Source organism: Stenotrophomonas sp. FW305-3-2-15-E-LB1 (genome assembly GCF_058787375.1).
This window is the reverse complement of the sequence record NZ_JBYSZR010000035.1, coordinates 12,804-29,714: the sequence shown is the minus strand read 5'-3', so window position 1 is coordinate 29,714 and position 16,911 is coordinate 12,804. Positions and strand designations below refer to the sequence as shown.

Annotated in this window: 15 protein-coding genes; 14 read left to right on the top strand and 1 reads right to left on the bottom strand. The window is 68.3% G+C overall.

The genetic code is table 11. The features are described 5' to 3' along the window. The first annotated feature begins 4 nt into the window (after window positions 1–4). The 14 genes from AC3WL7_RS19050 (at window position 5) to AC3WL7_RS18985 (ending at window position 16,250) form a co-directional block, all read left to right on the top strand. Window positions 5–1,063 carry a pilus assembly protein PilM gene (locus AC3WL7_RS19050; RefSeq protein ID WP_079223036.1) on the top strand — a complete coding sequence of 353 codons (1,059 nt, stop codon included), beginning with the start codon at window positions 5–7 and terminating at the stop codon, window positions 1,061–1,063. Beyond that, window positions 1,063–1,929, top strand: coding sequence for a PilN domain-containing protein (locus AC3WL7_RS19045; RefSeq protein ID WP_492752471.1), 867 nt, complete (start codon window positions 1,063–1,065; stop codon window positions 1,927–1,929). Before AC3WL7_RS19050 ends, AC3WL7_RS19045 begins: the two co-directional genes overlap by 1 nt. After that, window positions 1,926–2,582, top strand: coding sequence for a type IV pilus inner membrane component PilO (locus AC3WL7_RS19040; protein ID WP_079223034.1), 657 nt, complete (start codon window positions 1,926–1,928; stop codon window positions 2,580–2,582). The genes AC3WL7_RS19045 and AC3WL7_RS19040 overlap by 4 nt, the downstream gene beginning before the upstream one ends. Window positions 2,583–2,608: 26 nt before the next feature. Next, entirely contained in the window at window positions 2,609–3,115 is a 507-nt protein-coding gene (locus AC3WL7_RS19035) for a pilus assembly protein PilP (protein WP_079225360.1), read from the top strand. Window positions 3,116–3,136: 21 nt separating this feature from the next. Then, complete coding sequence (locus AC3WL7_RS19030; protein WP_492752469.1) at window positions 3,137–5,104, top strand: type IV pilus secretin PilQ; 1,968 nt, start codon at window positions 3,137–3,139, stop codon at window positions 5,102–5,104. Window positions 5,105–5,270: 166 nt separating this feature from the next. Then, window positions 5,271–6,320 carry an AAA family ATPase gene (locus AC3WL7_RS19025; protein ID WP_492752468.1) on the top strand — a complete coding sequence of 350 codons (1,050 nt, stop codon included), beginning with the start codon at window positions 5,271–5,273 and terminating at the stop codon, window positions 6,318–6,320. 8 nt (window positions 6,321–6,328) lie between these two features. Continuing rightward, a complete protein-coding gene (locus tag AC3WL7_RS19020; protein WP_492752466.1) occupies window positions 6,329–7,258 on the top strand; it encodes a DUF58 domain-containing protein in 930 nt (309 codons plus the stop codon). After that, on the top strand, window positions 7,255–7,704 hold the full coding sequence (locus AC3WL7_RS19015) for a DUF4381 family protein (RefSeq protein WP_492752465.1): 450 nt from the start codon (window positions 7,255–7,257) through the stop codon (window positions 7,702–7,704). Before AC3WL7_RS19020 ends, AC3WL7_RS19015 begins: the two co-directional genes overlap by 4 nt. Continuing rightward, on the top strand, window positions 7,701–8,705 hold the full coding sequence (locus AC3WL7_RS19010; protein ID WP_108747278.1) for a vWA domain-containing protein: 1,005 nt from the start codon (window positions 7,701–7,703) through the stop codon (window positions 8,703–8,705). The genes AC3WL7_RS19015 and AC3WL7_RS19010 overlap by 4 nt, the downstream gene beginning before the upstream one ends. Beyond that, a complete protein-coding gene (locus tag AC3WL7_RS19005) occupies window positions 8,702–10,513 on the top strand; it encodes a vWA domain-containing protein (protein WP_492752463.1) in 1,812 nt (603 codons plus the stop codon). Before AC3WL7_RS19010 ends, AC3WL7_RS19005 begins: the two co-directional genes overlap by 4 nt. Continuing rightward, the gene (locus AC3WL7_RS19000) at window positions 10,510–12,204 is read left to right on the top strand and encodes a BatD family protein (protein ID WP_492752462.1); all 1,695 of its coding nucleotides are present in this window, start codon (window positions 10,510–10,512) and stop codon (window positions 12,202–12,204) included. Before AC3WL7_RS19005 ends, AC3WL7_RS19000 begins: the two co-directional genes overlap by 4 nt. A gap of 57 nt (window positions 12,205–12,261) precedes the next feature. Beyond that, window positions 12,262–13,596, top strand: a complete 1,335-nt coding sequence (locus tag AC3WL7_RS18995; RefSeq protein ID WP_492752460.1) for a dicarboxylate/amino acid:cation symporter — start codon at window positions 12,262–12,264, stop codon at window positions 13,594–13,596. A 156-nt stretch (window positions 13,597–13,752) separates the two neighbouring features. After that, complete coding sequence (gene tkt / locus AC3WL7_RS18990; RefSeq protein WP_108760452.1) at window positions 13,753–15,750, top strand: transketolase; 1,998 nt, start codon at window positions 13,753–13,755, stop codon at window positions 15,748–15,750. Window positions 15,751–15,944: 194 nt separating this feature from the next. Further along, a complete protein-coding gene (locus tag AC3WL7_RS18985; protein ID WP_492752457.1) occupies window positions 15,945–16,250 on the top strand; it encodes a HigA family addiction module antitoxin in 306 nt (101 codons plus the stop codon). A gap of 24 nt (window positions 16,251–16,274) precedes the next feature. On the opposite strand, the gene ybiA is transcribed toward AC3WL7_RS18985, so the two are convergent. Then, window positions 16,275–16,823 (bottom strand): riboflavin biosynthesis intermediates N-glycosidase, encoded by a 549-nt coding sequence (ybiA, locus tag AC3WL7_RS18980; RefSeq protein ID WP_200734158.1) that lies wholly within the window; start codon window positions 16,821–16,823, stop codon window positions 16,275–16,277. Window positions 16,824–16,911: the final 88 nt, after the last annotated feature.

The following is a 16,911-nucleotide window of genomic DNA, read 5'->3' as shown; positions in this document are numbered from 1 at the left end:
AACCGTGGGGCTCATCCCAAAAAGTCAGTCGCCGCTCATTGGCGTCGACATCAGTTCGACTGCGGTAAAGCTGTTGCAGCTTTCCCGCAGTGGCAACCGTTTTCGCGTGGAACACTACGCCGTGGAACCGTTGCCGCCGAATGCTGTGGTTGAAAAGAACATCGTCGAAGTGGAGGCCGTGGGTGAGGCCATCCGCCGGGCGATGAACCGTTCCGGAAGCAAGGCCAAGCTGGCCGCTGCCGCCGTGGCCGGTTCGGCGGTGATCACCAAGGTGATCCCGATGCCGGCCGACCTCGACGAAGCCGACATGGAAGCCCAGATCGAGCTGGAAGCGGTCAACTACATTCCGTACCCGATCGAGGAAGTGAACCTGGACTTCGAGGTGATCGGGGCGATCCCGAACAACCCGGAAATGGTCCAGGTGCTGCTGGCTGCCTCGCGCTCGGAGAACGTCGAGCTGCGCCAGTCGGCGCTGGAGCTGGGCGGCCTGCAGGCCAAGGTGATGGACGTGGAGGCCTTCGCGGTCGAGAACGCCTTCGCCCTGGTGGCCAGCGAGCTGCCGGTGTCCCATGACGGCGTGGTCGCCCTGGTCGACATCGGCGCGACCATGACCACCCTCAACGTCCTGCGCGGTGGCCGCAGCCTGTACAGCCGCGAACAGGTGTTCGGCGGCAAGCAGCTGACCGACGAGATCATGCGCCGCTACGGCCTGAGCTACGAGGAAGCCGGCCTGGCCAAGCGCCAGGGCGGGCTGCCGGAAAGCTACGAAGTGGAAGTGCTGGAACCCTTCAAGGAGGCGACGGTCCAGCAGATCAGCCGCCTGCTGCAGTTCTTCTACGCGGGCAGTGAATTCAACCGTGTCGACCACATCGTGCTGGCGGGCGGTTGCGCCGCGCTGGCCGGTCTGCCGGAAATGGTCGAAGAACAGCTGGGCGTGCCGACCGTGGTCGCCAATCCGCTGGCACAGATGACCCTGGGCCCGAAGGTGCAGGCGCAGGCGCTTGCCCAGGATGCCCCCGCGCTGATGATCGCTACCGGTCTGGCACTGAGGAGCTTCGACTGATGGCACGCATCAATCTATTGCCCTGGCGCGCCGAACGGCGCAAGCAACGCCAGCGCGAGTTCGGCGTCATGCTCGGCATGGCCGCGCTCGGTGGCCTGCTGCTGTCCCTGTTGATCTGGTTCTATTACGACATGCAGGTCAGCGGCCAGCAGGATCGCAACGCCTACCTGCAGACCGAGATCGAGAAGGTCAAGAAGCAGAACGAGGAGATCAAGCGCCTCGACGAGCAGAAGAACCGCCTGCTGGCCCGCAAGGCCGTCATCGAGCAGCTGCAGGCCAAGCGTTCGCAGATGGTCCATCTGTTCGACGCCCTGGTCCGCACGATCCCCGATGGCGTCGTGCTCACCGCCCTGACCCAGGACGGTGACATGCTCACCCTGGAAGGCCGGACCCAGTCCAATGCACGCGTTTCGGCGTACATGCGCAACCTGGAAGTGTCCGGCTGGATGACCAGCCCGGAACTGTCGATCATCGAAGCCAGCGCGCCGGACAAGGAGTCGAGCCAGGGGAACCTGCTGGCTGACGTCAAGGCCCTGCCGTACAAGTTCAAGGTGACGGTGAAACTGCCGGCGCAGAGCGATGAGTCGACCACGCCAGGCCTGAACGCCGATGGTTCGGTCGCGGCACCGGGTGCTGCGGCTCCGGCGGTCGCGCCGCTGGCGGCTGGCGCCGATGCTGCTTCGGCCGCCCCGGCACCTGCCCAGCCCGGCGCAGCCCCGACGCCGCCGCCGGCGAAGGCACCGGCTGCCCAGCCCGCTCCGGCGGCACCGGCAGCTACCCCGGCGGCACCGCCCAAGCCTGAAGGGAGCCGACTGGCCCAACCGCCGCAGGCCTTCCATGCCCCGCTGCAGGGGGACCGCGCATGAGCAAGAAATTCGACGTCAAGAGCCTGGATTTCAACGACATCGGCAACTGGCCGCGGAACGCGAAGATCGTGTTCTGCGCGCTGATTGCCCTGGTCATCATGTTCGTCGCGTACATGCTGCTGATCAGCGGCAAGCGCGAGGAGCTGGAGGGCCTGGAGTCACAGGAAACCACCCTGCGTGACCAGTTCAGCAAGGAACAGGCGCGCGCGGTGAACCTGGAGCCGCTCAAGCAGCAGCTGGCGCAGATGGAGCAGGTCCTGCAGCAGATGCTCCGGCAGCTGCCCAGCAAGACCGAGATGCCGGACCTGATCATCGACATCTCGCAGACCGCGCTGTCCAGCGGCCTGACCAACCAGTTGTTCGAGCCGGAACAGGAACAGGTCAAGGAGTTCTACGCCGAGAAGCCGATCAAGCTGAAGATGGTGGGCAGCTACCACCAGTTCGGCGCGTTCGTCAGTGGCGTGGCCTCGTTGCCGCGCGTGGTCATCCTGACCATGCACGACATCAACCTGAAGCCTGTCGACAAGGCCAACGGCAACAGCCGTGCCGGTGCGCTGGAGCTGTCCGGTACGGTCAAGACCTACCGTTACCTGGATGATGCCGAGGTCGCCGAACAGCAGCAGCTTGAAGCCGGCAAGGAGGCGCAGCCGTGATCCGTTCCTTCATTGCACGAGGCGGCATGGCCCTGGCGGTGTTGATGCTGGCCGGCTGTGGCCGCGGCGTCACCAGCACGCCGGGCGACGCGCCCAACCTTGAAACCTGGGTCGCCAGCGAACGTGCACGACCGGCGCAGCCGCTGGAGCCGCTGCCGGTGATGCAGCAGTTCGAGACCTTCGAATACTCCGCGCAGGGCATGCGCGATCCGTTCACCGATGCCTGGACCAATCCGCAGCAGGGGGCTGGTGGAACCCGTCCGGATCCGAACCGGCGCAAGGAGCCGCTTGAAGGCTTCCCGCTGGATGCGCTGGACATGGTGGGTACCATCGGTACCGGAGGCGGCACTGTCGCCCTGGTGATGGGGCCCGACAAGGTGACCTACCGGGTGCGCCCGGGTGGATACCTTGGGCAGAGCGACGGGCGGGTCACCGCGGTCTACGAAGACCGCGTGGAACTGATCGAACTTGTGCCGGACGGCGCGGGGGGCTGGCTGGAACGTCCGGCCACGCTCGCGCTCGATGATCAATGATCGTTTACTGGGGATAGCACGATGACTTTTCACCAAGCCAAGGGGCTGCGACCCATCCGGCGCTCTACCTTGAACCGCATCAGCGCGCTGGGAGTCGCGCTGATGCTGGCCTGCGCTCCGGCGCTGGCTGCCGCACCGGCTGAAAAGCCGGCCAGCACCGCCGTTGCAGCGCAGGCCACCGCGCCGGCATCGCTGGCGGTGCAGCGGATCGATTTCAAACGCGGTGAAGACGGCAGCGGCCGCCTGATCGTCGAGTTCGACGGCCAGGGCGCCATCCCTGACCTGCGCACGCAGGACAACAGCGTGGTGGTCGACGTCGGCAATGCCCGGCTGCCGGCCAACCTGCAGAAGCCGATGAACGTCACCGACTTCGCCACGCCGGTGCAGCGCATTGATGCCAAGCCGTCCGGCGCAGGCACCCAGCTGGTGCTGAGCACCGGCGGCGCGGTTGAATCGCTGGCCTACCAGAGCGGCAACGAGTACGTGGTGGAGATCAGTGCCCGCAAGGCACCGGCCGCCGTCGGTGCCGTCACCGCAGGCAGCGTCACCCAGGCCGCCAAGGGCGTGCCGCAGCGTGGCTACAGCGGCAAGCCGGTGACCTTCAACTTCCAGGACGTGCCGGTGCGCACCGTGCTGCAGTTGATCGCCGAAGAATCCAACCTGAATGTCGTAGCGTCCGATTCGGTGCAGGGCAATGTGACCCTGCGCCTGGTCAACGTGCCGTGGGACCAGGCACTGGACATCGTGCTGCGCGCCAAGGGCATGGACAAGCGCCAGGATGGCAGCGTGATCTGGGTCGCGCCGCAGGCTGAGCTGGCCAAGTTCGAGCAGGAAAAGGAAGACGCACGCATCGCCATCGAGAACCGCGAGGATCTGGTGACCGACTACGTGCAGATCAACTACCACAGCGCCTCGCAGATCTTCAAAGCGCTGACCGAAGCCAAGGGCATCGGTGGCGGCGGTGGTGGCAGTGGTGGCAGCAGCTCCAGCAATGAAGAGAGCGGCTTCCTGTCCTCGCGCGGCCGCATCGTGGCCGACGAGCGCACCAACACCCTGATGATCAGCGACATCCCGAAGAAGATCGCGCGCATGCGTGAGCTGATCAACGTGATCGACCGCCCGGTCGACCAGGTGCTGATCGAGAGCCGCATCGTCATCGCCACCGATACCTTCGCCCGCGAGCTGGGTGCGAAGTTCGGCATCAGCGGCAGCCGCGACAATGTGTTCTTCGGCGGCAACGTGGCCCAGAACCACAGCACGCTCAATTCGCAGGTGGACACCAACACAGCCAACGCCAATGCCGTGCGTGACTGGATCACCGGCGGCAGCGTCGGCCCCGCCCCGATTCCGACGGCGTCGAAGATCGGTGAAGGCCTCAACTGGAACCTGCCGGTGGCCTCCACCAGCAACCCGGGTTCGCTGGCACTGTCGATCCTCAACGCGGGCTACCTGCTGGACGTCGAACTGTCGGCCATGCAGGAAGAGTCGCGTGGTGAAGTGATCTCCAACCCGCGCGTGGTGACCACCAACCAGCGCGAGGCCCTGATCAAGCAGGGTAAGGAAATCGGCTACGTGACCATCAGCGGCGGCGGTGCCGCCGGCGGTGCCGCCACCCCGAACGTGCAGTTCAAGGAAGTGGTGCTGCAGCTGAAGGTCACCCCGACCATCACCGACGACAACCGTGTGTTCCTGAACATGGAGGTCAAGAAGGACGAAGTGCAGCGTTACATCACCCTGGCTGGTTACGGTGAAATCCCGGAAATCAACCGCCGCGAAGTCAACACCGCCGTGCTGGTGGAAGACGGCCAGACCGTGGTGATCGGTGGCGTGTACGAGTTCACCGACCGCAGCAGCGTCAGCAAGGTGCCGTTCCTGGGCGACGTGCCGTTCCTGGGCAACCTGTTCAAGAAGCGTGGCCGCAACAAGGACAAGGCCGAACTGCTGGTGTTCGTGACCCCGAAGGTGCTGCGCGTGGCCAAGAAGAGCTGAGCCAGCCATCACACGCTGTTCGAACCGGGGCCGCCATGTGCGGCCCCGGTTCGTTGTGGCGCCATGCCCTGCATGGATGGCCATTCATCCGTCCTTGATCCAATCCCGGGACCGGCCTGCGATGATGTGGGGAACCCGTGCCACCCCGCGCCGGTCAAAGGCCCCCATGAACCTGCCACCGCCGATGCCCGATTCGTCGAACGCGCCGCCCGACGCGCCAACCACCGCGCCGCCCGCGCAGACCCCGTCGCAGCTGCATGCGGCCTTCATCGGCCTGCGTGACGCCCTGTCGGCCGAGATCGTCGGCCAGGCTGCGCTGGTCGAGCGCCTGCTGATCGCCCTGCTGGCCGACGGTCACCTGCTGGTTGAAGGCGCCCCCGGCCTGGCCAAGACCACCGCCATCCGCGCGCTGGCCTCGCGCCTGGAAGCCGATTTCGCCCGCGTCCAGTTCACCCCGGACCTGCTGCCGGCCGACCTGACCGGTACCGAGATCTGGCGCCCGCAGGAAGGCCGCTTCGAATTCGTGCCGGGCCCGATCTTCCATCCGATCCTGCTGGCCGATGAAATCAACCGCGCCCCGGCCAAGGTGCAGTCGGCCCTGCTGGAAGCCATGGGCGAGCGCCAGGTCACTGTCGGCCGGCATACCTATGCGCTGCCGTCGCTGTTCCTGGTGATGGCCACGCAGAACCCGATCGAGCAGGAGGGCACGTTCCCGCTGCCCGAGGCGCAGCTGGACCGCTTCCTGATGCATGTGCGGATCGGCTATCCCGACCAGGCCGCTGAATCGGAGATCCTGCGCCTGGCCCGCGAGCGCGCACGTGGCGCCCTCGGCGACGCGGCGCCTGCACCGGAAAAGCTGCCGATGCAGGTGGTCTTCGACGCCCGTCGCGAAGTGCTGGACCTGCACATGGCGCCGGCGCTGGAGCGTTACCTGATCGAGCTGGTGCTGGCCTCGCGCGATCCGTCGCGCTATGACGCCGGCCTCGGCCGCCGCATCGCCTGGGGCGCAAGCCCGCGCGGCTCGATCGCGCTGGAGCGCTGTGCGCGTGCGCGGGCCTGGCTGGCCGGTCGTGACTTCGTCACCCCCGATGACGTGCGCGCCGTGGCCGCCGATGTGCTGCGCCACCGCGTGCTGCCCAGTTACGAAGCCACTGCCGAAGGCTGGGATGGCGAGCGCCTGGTGCAGGAACTGCTGGCCCGCGTGCCGGCACCCTGAGCCTGCGCATGTCCGATCCATCCGCGCCACAGAGCGCCCGCGTGGTCGAAGGCGATGGCCTGCGCCCGCAGCTGGCCGAACTGGTGGCCCTGCGCCGCCTGGCCCAGCGACCGCCACCGCCACGCCGTGGGCGTGCCGGCAATGCCGGCCAGGCGCCCTCACCGTTGCGTGGGCGCGGCATGGAGTACGCCGAATCACGCGAATACGTCGCCGGCGATGACGCGCGGCACATCGACTGGCGGGTGACCGCACGGACCGGCCGCGCCCACACCAAGCTGTTCCAGGCCGAGCGCGAGCGGGTCAGCCTGATCGTGGCCGACACCTCGCCCGCGCTGTACTTCGGCACGCGCGTGCGCTTCAAATCGGTGCAGGCCGCACGCGCCGGTGCCGTGGCCGCATGGTCGGCGCAGCGTCGTGGCGACCGAATCGGCGCCCTGCGCGGCAGCGACCGTGAACCACCGATCGCCCCAGCCGGCGGGCCGCGTGGCGTGCTGCGCGTGCTCGACGCACTGACCCGCTGGTATGCGCAACCGCCCGCCGATGACCTCGGCCTGGAGCGTGCGCTGGACCACGCCGGCCGCGTGCTGCGCCCCGGCGCGCGCATGCTGGTGCTGGCCGATCCCCAGCAGGCCCTGCGCATCGCGCCGGCGCGCTGGAGCGCCCTGGCCCAGCACCATGACCTGACCCTGCTGCTGCTGGTCGACCCGCTGGAACTGCAGCCGCCGTCGGCACCGCTGCAGTTCCTGGCCGCACAGCAGCGCATCGGCCTGGACCTGCGCCGCAGCGAGGTGCAGGAGCACTGGCACGCCCACTTCGTCGAACCGCTGCAGGCGCTGCGCCAGCAGCTGGCCGCTCGCCGGGTCGATGTGCAGATCCTTTCCACCGACGCCCCCAGCGATGACTGGCTGGCACCTGCGCCCACCGAGGTGCCGGCATGAGTGCGGCGCTGCCGCTGCGCGATGTCGCGCTGCCGCCGCCACCGTCGTGGTGGCCGCCCGCACCGGGCTGGCTGATGCTGGCCGCCGTCCTGCTGCTGGTGCTGGGCATCCTTGTGTTCATCAGCCAGCGCCGTCGTCGCCGTCGCCAGCGCTGGCTGCAGCAGTTCGACCGGGAGCTGCAGGCCGCGCCCGCCGCAGCGGCCGAGCTGGCCGCCATCGCCGGGCTGCTGCGCCGTGCCGCGCGGCTGGCCCAGCCCGGCAGCGAAGCCCTGCATGACCAGGCCTGGTGGCAGCGGATCGATCCGAAGCAACAGCTGTCCGAGCCGCAGCGTCGCCTGCTGGCCGAAGGCGCCTACCGGCCGCAGGTCGCAGCAGGCGACGTGGCCGAGGTCCGTCGCTGGGCGCGCGAGCGATACCTGCAGTTGCTGCAGGAGCGCCGCCGATGAGCCTGCTGGCAAGTTACTGGCCCTGGCCGGACCTGCAGCTGGCCTGGCCGCTGGCGCTCTTTGCGCTGCCGGTGCCGCTGCTGATGCACCTGTGGAAACGCCGCGCCGACCCCGGTGCAGCCCTGCGCGTGCCCTATGCCGCAGCCGAGCTGCAGGCATTGTCCGGGGGCGGGCGTATCGATGCATCCTGGTTGCGCACGCTCATCCTGTGGTTGGCGTGGGCCGCGTTGTGCGTGGCGATGGCACGGCCGCAGCAGCTGGGCGAGGCCATCACGCCGCCGCAGCAGGGCCGGCAGATGATGCTGGCGATGGATGTGTCCGGCAGCATGAGCGAGCCGGACATGGTGCTCGGCTCGCAGGCAGTGGAACGCCTGACCGCGGCCAAGGCGGTGCTGGCCGACTTCCTCGACCGGCGTGCCGGTGATCGTGTCGGCCTGCTGGTGTTCGGTGACCGCGCGTACACCCTCACCCCGATCACCCCCGACCTGGCCAGCGTGCGTGACCAGCTGCGCGACAGCGTGGTCGGCCTGGCCGGGCGTGAGACCGCCATCGGCGATGCGATCGCGCTGGCGGTCAAGCGCCTGCGCAGCCAACCCGAAGGACAGCGCGTGCTGATCCTGCTGACCGACGGCGTCAGCAATGCCGGTGTGCTGGAGCCGCTGCGCGCGGCCGAACTGGCCCGTGCCGAAGGCGTGCGCGTGCACACCGTCGCCTTTGGCAGCGATGGCAGCATGCGCCTGTTCGGCATCCCCATCGCCAGTGATCGTGATCCAGTGGATGAAGCCACCCTGCGCAGGATTGCCGAGATGACCGGGGGCCGATTCTTCCGCGCCCGCGACACCGACGAGCTGGCTGGCATCTACGCCGAGCTGGACCGGCTGGAACCCATCGCCGCCAAGGGGCCGAGCCTGCGCCCGCGCAGCGAACGCTATGCCTGGCCGCTCGCGCTGGCCCTGTTGCTGGGCGCGCTGGCCTGGCTGTGGCCGGAGCGACGCCGATGATCGCGACCTTCCTGCAGAAGCTCCACGCCGTCCTCCCCGATGCGGGCGCACTGCATTTCCTGCGGCCGGAATGGTTGTGGGCGCTGCTGGTGCTGCCGCTGGTCATCGCCGCCACGCTGTACCGGCAACGCCGCAGCGATGCGTGGCGGCAGGCGGTCGATGCCCACCTGCTGTCGCACCTGCTGGCGGCCGGTGAGCGCCGCCGTACGCGCCTGCCGTGGGCCCTGCTGCTGGGCTGCACGCTGGCGGTGCTGGCCCTGGCTGGCCCCAGCTGGCGCCAGCAGGCGCAGCCGATGTACCAGGCCGGCACGCCGTTGGTGGTGGTGCTGGACCTGTCCAGCCGCATCACCGCAACCGACCTGCCGCCTTCGCGGCTGCTGCAGGCGCGGGCGAAGATCGGTGCGCTGCTGCGTGCGCGGCAAGGGGGCCAGGTTGCCCTGGTGGTGTATGCCGACGATGCCTACACCGTTGCACCGTTGACCGATGACACCGCCAACGTAGCGCTCTATCTGGATGCGCTGGCCCCGGATGTGATGCCGCGCGATGGCCAGCATGCCGACCGTGGCATCGACTGGGCCACCCAGCTGCTGCGCCAGACCGGCACGCTGCGCGGGCGCATCCTGCTGGTCACTGACCAGGCCGATGCTGCCGCTGCTCTTGCCGCAACGCAGGCGCGCAGTCTCGGCCAGCAGGTGTCCGTGCTGGGGCTGGGCACGCCCACGGGCGCGGCCTATCGCGATGGCAGCGGGCAGATCGCGCAGGCGGCGCTGGATGAAGGCAGCCTGCGCACGGTGGCGACCGCCGGTGGGGGCCAGTACGCGCGCATTGCCGCCGATGACCGCGACCTGCGTGCGCTGGACGTGCTGGATGCCAGTGATGGCCCTGCACGGCAGGGCCCGGGGCAGGGCAGGCAATGGCAGGACGAAGGTTACTGGTTGTTGCCGCCGCTGATGCTGCTGGCCCTGCTGGCGTTCCGCCGCCGCGCGGTGCTGGCCGCGGTGCTGGCGGTGGGGCTGTTGCCGCTGTCAGGCAACCTGCAGGCGCAACCCCGCAACACACCGGCCAGGGAAACCGGCACGCTCTGGCAGCGTGCCGACCAGCGCGAGCACGAACGCATCGCCGAAGGCGTGCAGGCCTACCGCAACGGCGATTTTGATACGGCGCGCGCGCGCTTCGAAGGCATCGACAGCGATGCCGGCCTGTACAACCTGGGCAACGCGCTGGCGCGGCAGGGCGACTACGACGGTGCCATCGCCGCCTACGACCGCGCACTCGCCAAGCATCCCGGCATGGCCGATGCGGTGGCCAACCGTGCGGTGGTGGACGCCGCGCGCAAGCGCAAGCCGCCGTCCAGCAAGGACCAGAACAACCGCTCCAACCAGGACAAGCAACAGGGCCAGCAGCAGCCGCAGCAAGGGCAGCAACAGGGCCAGCAGGGTTCGCCGGGGCAGCAGGATCCCAAGCAGGGGCAGCAGGGCCCGCAGCAGGGCCAGCAGGATCAACAGCCGCCGCAGCAGGGCAAGCCCGGTGACAAGGACCGCCAGGACGCCGGTCCGCAGGCGGCTGATGCAAAGGCGCAGGCACAGGCCGATGCGGAACAGCGCCAGCGCATGCAGCAGGCCATGCAGCAATCCAGGCCGGGCGAGCAGGGCAAGCCCGCTGGACGTGGCGACGGGCGCACGCCGCAGCAGCGCGAGGAACAGCAGGCCGTGGACGCCTGGATGCGCCGCGTGCCCGATGACCCGGGCTCGTTGCTGCGCACCAAGTTCCAGCTGGAAAACGAACGTAGAAAGAGGGAAGGGCGATGATCGGCGTGCCGCGCAGGACACTCCACGTGACGGTGCTGCTGGCGATGCTGCTGGCCTGGCTGCCATCGGCCGCGCTGGCGCAGACGCGCGCGTGGCTGGAGACGACCAGCACCCAGCTCGGTGAACCGGTCACGCTGCAGGTGGAAACCGACCAGGGCAGCCCGGACTACGCGCCGTTGAATGCCGATTTCGTGCTGGGCGCGCAGGGCAGCAACCGCCAGGTGCAATGGAGCAACGGCAGCATGCAGCAGCGCACCGTCTACTCGGTGACGCTGACCCCGCGCCGCAGCGGCACCCTGCTGGTGCCCTCGCTGCAGGTGGGCAGCCAGCGCACCGAGCCGCTGCAGCTGCAGGTGGGCGCGGGCACGGTGGCCACCGCACAGAGCAATGCCGTCGCCTTCGTCGAAACCGAGGTGGATGATGCGCAGCCCTACGTGCAGCAGAGCGTCGGCGTGGTGGTGCGCCTCTACTTCGCCTCGCAGCTGGCCTCCGGCGAGCTGGTGCTGGATACGCCCGAGGGCGCGTCGCTGCAGCGGGTGGGCGAGGACCGCACCGACGTGCGCCAGATCAACGGCCGCCGCTACAACGTGGTGGAGCGGCGCTTCCTGCTGATTCCCGAACGCAGCGGGCCGCTGCGCCTGCCCGGTGCCCGCTTCAACGGGCGCACCGCAGGTGGCTTCTTCGATGATTTCTTCGGCGCCGGTGGCGACGGGCGCATGAATGCCGTCGCCCCCGAGCGTACCCTGCAGGTCCGCGCGCAGCCGGCGCAGGCACCGCAGCCGTGGTTGCCGCTGCATGGGCTGCAATTGCGCTACACCACGGCGCCGGACAGTGCGCGTGCCGGCGAAGCGGCCACCGTGGTGGTCGAAGCCGTGGCCAACGGCGCGACCCGCGCCCAGTTCACCGATCTGCCGGTGCCCGACGTGGGCGATGCCGGGCAGGTCTTCGCCGAGCCGGCCCAGTACGATGAGACGTTCACCGGCAGTACGCCGCGCTTGAAGATCACCCGTCGCTACTCGATCGTGCCGCGCCAGGCCGGCACGCTGGTGGTGCCCGGGCCCAGGCTGGCCTGGTGGAACGTGGACAGCGGCAGCGCCCAGCAGGCCACGCTGCCGGACCTCACGTTGGCGGTGGCCGCCGGCCGTGGCGGCGCTCCGGCCGCCCAGCCCATCGACACACAGGCCGCGCTGCCCGGCGACGACGCGCCGCCGGCCGCACCGACTGCCGTGCCGCTGGGGGCCGCGGACGCGCGCCCGTGGCCGTGGATCGCCGCCGCCGCCGGCCTCGCCCTGCTGTGGCTGCTGACCCTGGCCTGGGGCTGGCGCCGTGGCCGCCGCGTGTCTCCTGCAGGTTCGCCCACGGCGGCAGGCGCCAACCACAATGGTGTTTCGCGCGGCAGCGTGGCCGAGCTGCGCCGTGCGCTCGACGGCGAAGGTTTTGACCAGGTGCAGGCGCAGCTGTGTGCGATGGCCGGCGTCGAGCGCCTGGAGCAGGTGATCGAACGCCTGGCCGATCCAGCCCAGCGCCAGGTGCTGCTGGACCTGCAGGCCGCGCGCTGGGGCGGGCAGGGCGAAGCCTCCGCACTGCGTGCACGCCTGCGCGAATGCTTCCGTGACGGACCGCACTGGTCGACACCGCAGGAGGCCGGCGACACTGGGCTGGCGCCGCTGTACCCCACGCAGCGACCCTGAACCGGCGCGGCTTGCGCGCTTTGTTAGAGTAGATTCATTTTTCGAGGAACGCCGCGTATGACAGCAGCTGCTGCCGACAAGAAGAAGTTGCCCCTGCACTGGAAGATGGGCATCGGCTTTGCGATCGGCCTGGTCCTGGGACTCACCGTGCATGCCCTGGGCGGCAGCGTCGATGGCCTGCAGGCCGGTGGCAAGTGGGTCATGGACTACATCACCACGCCGGCGTCGGGCCTGTTCCTCAACCTGATCTTCATGCTGATCGTGCCGCTGATCTTCTCGGCGCTGATCATGGGCGTGTCGGAGATGGGCGACATCCGCGCCCTTGGCCGCATCGGCTGGAAGACCCTGGCCTACACCGTGCTGCTGTCCGGCATCGCCGTGGGCATCGGCCTGGTGCTGGTCAACGTGCTCAAGCCGGGCGCCGGCGTCGACCCGCAGACCGCCGCGCTGATGCTCTCGGAGAACGCCGAGCGCAGCAAGGAAATCGTGGCCGGCATCCATGGCACGCCCAAGGGCATGGACATGCTGCTGTCGATCGTGCCGAGCAACGTGCTGCAGGCCGCGTCGGACAACGGCGCCATCCTGTCGCTGATGTTCTTCGCGCTGATGTTCGGCATCGGCATGGTGCTGACCGATGAAGCGAAGGTCGCCCCGCTGCGCCGCGCCATCGAAGGCGTGTTCGAAATCTCGATGACCCTGATCAACCTGGTCATCCGCCTGGCCCCGTATGCGGTGGCCTGCTTCATGTTCAACCTGGCCGCGCTGTTCGGCTTCGAGCTGATCATCCGCCTCGGCGCCTACGTGGGCGTGGTGGTGCTGGCGCTGGGCCTGCACATGATCGTGACCTATGGCGCGGCCGTGTGGCTGTCGGGCCGTTCGCCGCTGTCGTTCTTCCGCGATACCCAGGAAGCGACGGTCATGGCGTTCTCGACCGCTTCCAGCAACGCCACCCTGCCGACCGCGCTGCGCGTGGCCGACCAGATGGGCCTGCCGCAGCGCGTGTCGCGCTTCGTGCTGACCGTGGGCGCCACTGCCAACCAGAACGGCACCGCGCTGTTCGAGGGCGTGACGGTGATCTTCCTGGCCCAGTTCTTCGGCGTGGACCTGTCCATCGGCCAGCAGGTCATGGTGATGGCGGTCTGCATCCTGGGCGGCATCGGCACTGCGGGCGTTCCCTCCGGCTCGCTGCCGGTGGTGGCGATGATCTGCGCCATGGTGGGCGTGAACCCGCTGGGCATCGGCCTGATCCTGGGCGTGAACCACTTCCTGGACATGTGCCGTACCGCGCTGAACGTGACCGGCGACCTGGCCCTGACCACCCTGGTGGCCAAGGGCGAGGCCGCGGACACCCCGGCCGAGGCCGCTGCTGCCGCCGCCCGTCTGGACAACTGATCCCGGCAACACCTGAACGGGGTCGGATCCCTTTCCACCAGGAAAGGGCTCCGACCCCGTCTCGTTTCCGGGCGACGTTGACCTGACCCTGCCGGGCGTCTGTGGGACAATGGCGCGCCCGCAGTTTCGCGGCCGCCTCCCGATTCCGACAGAACCATGACGCAGCCTACCCGTCGCCAGTTGGCCAACGCCATCCGCTTCCTTGCCGCTGATGCGGTTGAAACCGCAAATTCCGGCCATCCCGGCATGCCCATGGGCATGGCCGATATCGCCGAAGTGCTCTGGAACGACTTCCTCCGGCACAACCCGAACAACCCGCAGTGGTTCAACCGCGACCGCTTCGTGCTGTCCAACGGCCACGGCTCGATGCTGCAGTACGCGCTGCTGCACCTGAGCGGCTACGACCTGCCGATCGAGCAGCTGAAGCAGTTCCGCCAGCTGGGCAGCCACACCGCCGGCCACCCGGAACGCCACGAGACCCCGGGCGTGGAAACCACCACCGGCCCGCTGGGCCAGGGTTTTGCCAATGCCGTGGGCTTCGCCCTGGCCGAGAAGCTGCTGGCACAGCGCTTCAACCGCCCGGAGCTGGAGATCGTGGACCACCGCACCTGGGTGTTCATGGGCGATGGCTGCCTGATGGAAGGCGTGTCGCACGAAGCCGCTTCGCTGGCCGGCACCTGGGGCCTGCACAAGCTGGTCTGCTTCTGGGACAACAACCACATCTCCATCGACGGCAACGTCGAGGGCTGGTTCACCGACAACACCCCCGAGCGTTTCGAGGCCTACGGCTGGAACGTCGTGCGTGATGTCGACGGCCATGACCCGGAAAGCATCAAGGCCGGCATCGAGGCCGCGCTGTCGCAGAGCGACAAGCCGACCCTGATCTGCTGCCGCACCACGATCGGCTTCGGTTCGCCGAACAAGGCCGGCAAGGAATCCAGCCACGGCGCCGCCCTGGGCAAGGACGAACTGGCCGCCACCCGCAAGGCGCTGGACTGGAACTACGGTCCGTTCGAGATTCCGGAAGAGATCTACGCCGGCTGGCGTGCCGGCGGTACCGGTACCCTGCGCCAGGCCGAGTGGGAACAGCAGTTCGACAAGTACGCCGCGCAGTACCCGGCCGAAGCCGCCGAACTGACCCGCCGTTCGCATGGCGAACTGCCCGCCGACTTCGTCGCCCAGGCCGATGCCTACATCGCCAAGGTTGCTGCTGAAGGCGCCACCATCGCCTCGCGCAAGGCCTCGCAGCTGGCCATCGAAGCCTTCGCGCCGCTGCTGCCGGAAATCGTCGGCGGCTCGGCCGACCTGGCGCACTCGAACCTGACCCTGTGGAAGGGCAGCAAGTCGGTGGCCAGCGATGATGCCAACGCCAACTACGTGTATTACGGCGTGCGCGAGTTCGGCATGACCGCCATCGCCAACGGCCTGGCCCTGCACGGCGGCTTCATTCCGTTCGACGCCACCTTCCTGGTGTTCAGCGATTACGCCCGCAACGGCGTGCGCATGAGCGCGCTGATCCCGGCCCACGCGATCCACGTCTACACCCACGACTCGATCGGCCTGGGCGAAGACGGCCCGACCCACCAGCCGGTGGAGCACCTGGCCTCGCTGCGCTACATCCCGAACAACGACGTGTGGCGCCCGTGCGATGCCGTCGAGTCGGCCGTGAGCTGGAAGGCTGCGATTACCCGCCAGGACGGCCCGAGCTGCCTGGTGTTCAGCCGCCAGAACCTGCCGCACCAGCCGCGCAGCGCCGAGCAGATCGCCCAGATCGAGCGCGGTGGCTACGTGCTGGCCGACGCCGCCGGCACCCCGGACGTGATCCTGATCGCCACCGGTTCGGAAGTCTCGCTGGCCACCGAAGCCAAGGCCCAGCTGGACGCCGCCGGCCTGAAGACCCGCGTGGTTTCCATCCCGTCCACCGACGTGTTCCTGCGCCAGGATGCGGCCTACCGTGAATCGGTGCTGCCCAATGCCGTGCGCAAGCGCGTGGCGATCGAAGCCGGCGTCACCGGTTTCTGGCGCCAGTTCGTCGGCCTGGACGGCGCAGTGATCGGTATCGACACCTTCGGTGCCTCGGCCCCGGCGGACAAGCTGTTCAAGCACTTCGGCATCACCACCGACCACGTGGTGGCCGCGGCGAAGGCGCTGTAAGCAGCTTCGCGAAGCAGAAAGGAGAAGGCCGGCGCAAGCCGGCCTTTCTCGTTTTTGGGTGGGAACACTGCCTTTCCCAGAATGATTCATCGGCGAACCGGTGATGTCGCGTTGGCCTCTTCCGCCTGTACTGCGCTTTCTGCGAAAACATAGGCGTGTCAGGGACTGCCTGGCGGCCAGACGGAGCACCTGCAATGCCGATGCATGACCCGCCTCATCCGGGGCAGTCGCTGCGCGAGGACATCCTGCCGGCGATCAGCATGTCCATCAGTGCGCTGGCGCAGCACCTGGGGTACTCCCGAGGGCAGCTGTCGACGATCATCAACGGGCATGCGGGCATTTCTGCAGAGCTGGCGTACCGGCTGGAACTGGCTGGCTTGGGAAATGCACGGATGTGGCTGGCGATGCAGGCAGCCTATGATCTATGGCAAGCGGAACATCGGGAACATCCTCCGATCAAGCGCCTGTATCCGGGCGACATGCTGAACAGTCAGCAGTAGATCCACGCCATGCGTGGATAGACGCTACATCGCCCCGCGCACGTCCATCAGTGCGAACCCCAGCAGGTTCAACCCGCGCCACTGCGCCGGGTTGTGCGCGTCGGCGTGGTCCTTGGCCAGGCCGATGCCCCAGATGAAATCCACCGGGCTGGCTTCGACCAGCACCCAGCCTTCGGTCGCGCGCAGGAACGCCCCCAGTTCCGGGTTCTGGGCGAACTTGGCCTTGTTGCCGTCCACCACCAACCCGTAGCGCGCCTGTACCCAGCGCGCTTCGTCGAAGCCTTCGATCTGGCGGCCCAGTGCCTTGGCCTTGTCCGGCGTGGTGCTGGCGATGATCCTGTCGAGCAGCTCGGTGGCACCGAACAGGCGCGCCTTGCCGGCCATCATGTAGTGCTCGGCGGTGCGGTAATGCACGCCGTCGATGTCGAAGCCGGCGTCATACCACTGGCTGAAACAGGAGGCGGACACACCGCTGCGCGGCGGCTGGTGGCCCCAGAAGCAGAGGTACCGCAGGTCTTCGCCTGCAGCCTGGCGCTGCTGCAGGTCATGCAGGAAACGGGAATCGTCTTTCATCGCTACAGGATAGCGTGCCGCCGTGCCCAGGTAGGTGCCAACCGTGGTTGGCACTGATGCTTGTCCGCCGGGCGTGGCCCGGCGCTAC

Bases quoted from the DNA above. Each gene is read 5' to 3' on its own strand.
- AC3WL7_RS19040 (WP_079223034.1), top strand. From the start codon at position 1,926: ATGAGCAAGAAATTCGACGTCAAGAGCCTGGATTTCAACGACATCGGC.
- ybiA (WP_200734158.1), bottom strand. From the start codon at position 16,823: ATGAAAGACGATTCCCGTTTCCTGCATGACCTGCAGCAGCGCCAGGCT.
- AC3WL7_RS19010 (WP_108747278.1), top strand. From the start codon at position 7,701: ATGAGCCTGCTGGCAAGTTACTGGCCCTGGCCGGACCTGCAGCTGGCC.
- AC3WL7_RS19005 (WP_492752463.1), top strand. From the start codon at position 8,702: ATGATCGCGACCTTCCTGCAGAAGCTCCACGCCGTCCTCCCCGATGCG.
- AC3WL7_RS18985 (WP_492752457.1), top strand. From the start codon at position 15,945: ATGCCGATGCATGACCCGCCTCATCCGGGGCAGTCGCTGCGCGAGGAC.
- AC3WL7_RS19045 (WP_492752471.1), top strand. From the start codon at position 1,063: ATGGCACGCATCAATCTATTGCCCTGGCGCGCCGAACGGCGCAAGCAA.
- tkt (WP_108760452.1), top strand. From the start codon at position 13,753: ATGACGCAGCCTACCCGTCGCCAGTTGGCCAACGCCATCCGCTTCCTT.
- AC3WL7_RS19030 (WP_492752469.1), top strand. From the start codon at position 3,137: ATGACTTTTCACCAAGCCAAGGGGCTGCGACCCATCCGGCGCTCTACC.
- AC3WL7_RS19035 (WP_079225360.1), top strand. From the start codon at position 2,609: ATGGCCCTGGCGGTGTTGATGCTGGCCGGCTGTGGCCGCGGCGTCACC.
- AC3WL7_RS19015 (WP_492752465.1), top strand. From the start codon at position 7,255: ATGAGTGCGGCGCTGCCGCTGCGCGATGTCGCGCTGCCGCCGCCACCG.
- AC3WL7_RS18995 (WP_492752460.1), top strand. From the start codon at position 12,262: ATGACAGCAGCTGCTGCCGACAAGAAGAAGTTGCCCCTGCACTGGAAG.
- AC3WL7_RS19000 (WP_492752462.1), top strand. From the start codon at position 10,510: ATGATCGGCGTGCCGCGCAGGACACTCCACGTGACGGTGCTGCTGGCG.
- AC3WL7_RS19020 (WP_492752466.1), top strand. From the start codon at position 6,329: ATGTCCGATCCATCCGCGCCACAGAGCGCCCGCGTGGTCGAAGGCGAT.
- AC3WL7_RS19025 (WP_492752468.1), top strand. From the start codon at position 5,271: ATGAACCTGCCACCGCCGATGCCCGATTCGTCGAACGCGCCGCCCGAC.